The sequence below is a fragment of the Bacillus sp. LK2 genome, from assembly GCF_001043575.1.
GTDB classification, from domain to species: Bacteria; Bacillota; Bacilli; order Bacillales; family Bacillaceae_G; genus Bacillus_A; species Bacillus_A paramycoides.
This window is the reverse complement of sequence record NZ_LDUK01000088.1, coordinates 1-2266: the sequence shown is the minus strand read 5'-3', so window position 1 is coordinate 2266 and position 2266 is coordinate 1. Positions and strand designations below refer to the sequence as shown.

At 31.1% G+C, this 2266-nt stretch carries 1 protein-coding gene and 1 pseudogene; one reads left to right on the top strand and one right to left on the bottom strand.

Features of this window, described 5'->3' with window-relative positions; translation table 11 throughout:
* Positions 1–975: 975 nt before the first annotated feature.
* Complete coding sequence (locus VK90_RS27110; protein ID WP_048376688.1) at positions 976–1332, top strand: FtsB family cell division protein; 357 nt, start codon at positions 976–978, stop codon at positions 1330–1332.
* 321 nt (positions 1333–1653) lie between these two features.
* Here the strand turns inward: VK90_RS27110 and VK90_RS27105 are convergent.
* A pseudogene (locus VK90_RS27105) lies at positions 1654–2266 on the bottom strand (IS6 family transposase); the annotation flags it as partial.

Sequence of the window (2266 nt, the reverse complement as noted above, 5' to 3'; positions counted from 1 at the left end):
TGTCGCGCAAAGGATTATTTTGTTTTAAATCCATTTACTATTTGCTAAAATTTAGTAAAAAAAACATCATGTTAATAAAGGAGCAATCATGAAGCACACTATAAATTTATGGTCTTTTATTTTTTCGTTTATTTGTGTTGGTTTACTTATCCTATACTTTGAAAATGAATCTATTAATACAGCGATGAATTGGAGTTCTACCGACCCAATAATTTTTTTACTGATATTAACAGGTTGGACCTTCATTGGTGGCCTTATAGGAATGAATACGCCAACTACTGCGAAAACAACGATTAGAAGTATAATTACAATCACACTTACATTGTTCTTACTTTTGTACTTAATATTAATAGTGTGTTTTAAGTATCTTTAATCGAATCGTAATTATTAAATTCATTTTTTGGATTTAATTGGGATAAAACTCAATATTCCGTCAATACTGTAGACAACCCATTCTCCAATTCCTCTGGAGCAGAGCAGTTAGCTTTTGCTAGCTGCTCTTTATTATGAATACTAATTAATTACCCCAAGATCATTTACTCAAAAGAAAAGTTTCATATAATATAGTGAATCCTTTCTTTTGAGTAAATGATCTTGTCACGAGAGCACTTTATTAAGTGCTCTATTCATGTTTTAAATACATACAAAATGGAATCTTTATAAAGTTTTTAAAAAGTTATCTAAGGGCACATTCATGTATGTGCTCTTTTTATCTATTACTAAATAACGATTTTGTTACTTTTTCGTAACTACTATAGGTATATATACATGTTACAATTTATAAGATTTTGCAGATGACCCCTTGCAAATCCATATCTTTTCTGCCCTTGTTGCCCCCTTCAATAAGGGCAGTTTTTAATAAAGAATAGGGGTTTTATTTAAAGTTTACAAACCCCACATTTACAAAAATGAGTTCAAAATTCCCATTTTGTTTATATGATTTTAAATTCTATAATTAGTAATGGAGGCATTAAAATGAGCAATATCCCAGAATTATCACAACAATTAGTCCTCAAAAAACAATTTAATCCTAACACTCAACAACAAACGAATAAAAAACTAAGACGGCGTTTTTTGTTAACTTTAGCTTTTATATTGTCTCTAACTTTGTCTGCTCAACATTCCATTTACCAACAACAAAAATTGATAAAGGCAAAACAAGTCCTAATAGATCAAGAAAAACAAAGATTATCTGCTCTAGAAAAGGCTAGAAAATCTCTCGAGAAAGATATTAGGACTTTAACAGCAAGTGAAGAGGGCATTTTAAAATTCGCAAGAAAGTTGTATAGATTTTCTAAACCTGGTGAAACTATATTTCAAATACCTAATTAACTTATAAATATCTAAGCGATTATCATTAATTAAAGAGCGATTTTATGATAATCTCTTTTTTTATCAAAAATCTATCAAATAACGATTTTATATGAAAGTCGTATACATTTTTGACACATCAACCATCACAATTACTTGAAAACTCGTGATAATATTAATTCATCGAATACGCTAAATTTCGACAACATACGACAAAAATATCTCTCCTATAAAATCTCTGTCCCCGCAGGGATTTTCTCTTTTATTGCTTTTTCCCAAGGTTCTGGTGCAAAAATAAAACAAAAGAGAATAAAGCACATATATTCCTAACGGAATCGTATCTTATGTTGCAAGTCCAAACAATTGATGGATGAATTCTTTTTGATTTTGGACAGACTGGTTCCATAAAGTAATCTGTTCTTTTTTAATCATATGCATGGCTTCTACTCCAGAAAGAATGGATGTAGCTGTGTCAAAAGATTTAAGACCTAGCATAGAACCGATTCGCTTCTTTATAATGCGATGATTTTGTTCTACTATGTTATTCAAGTACTTTTGTTGTCTAAGTCGCATACTAGTAGGTATGCTTTTTTCTTTTTTCAACTATTCAATTGCTATAGGATAAGCTGAATTCTTATCGACTGTTATCACACGTGGCTTTGAAACATGAAAAGACCCCAAAGCTTTCTTGAAAAAGCGTCTTGCAGCCTTATGATCTCTTGTTTTGCTTAGACAAAAATCAATTGTGTTTCCGTTCTAATCAACAGCACGATACAGGTACATCCATTGATTTTTTACTTTGATATATGTTTCATCGACTCTCCAAGAGCCATTTATTTGTTTGAGGTAACGTCGGATCCATTTGTCCAATTCAGGACCATACTGATGAACCCAACACATAATCGTTGTATGAGAAATGGATAAACCTCGTTCCTCCATCATTTCCACCAAATCA

Excerpts from the sequence above, each read along its gene's own strand:
- VK90_RS27110 (WP_048376688.1), top strand. The coding sequence starts at position 976 with ATGAGCAATATCCCAGAATTATCACAACAATTAGTCCTCAAAAAACAA.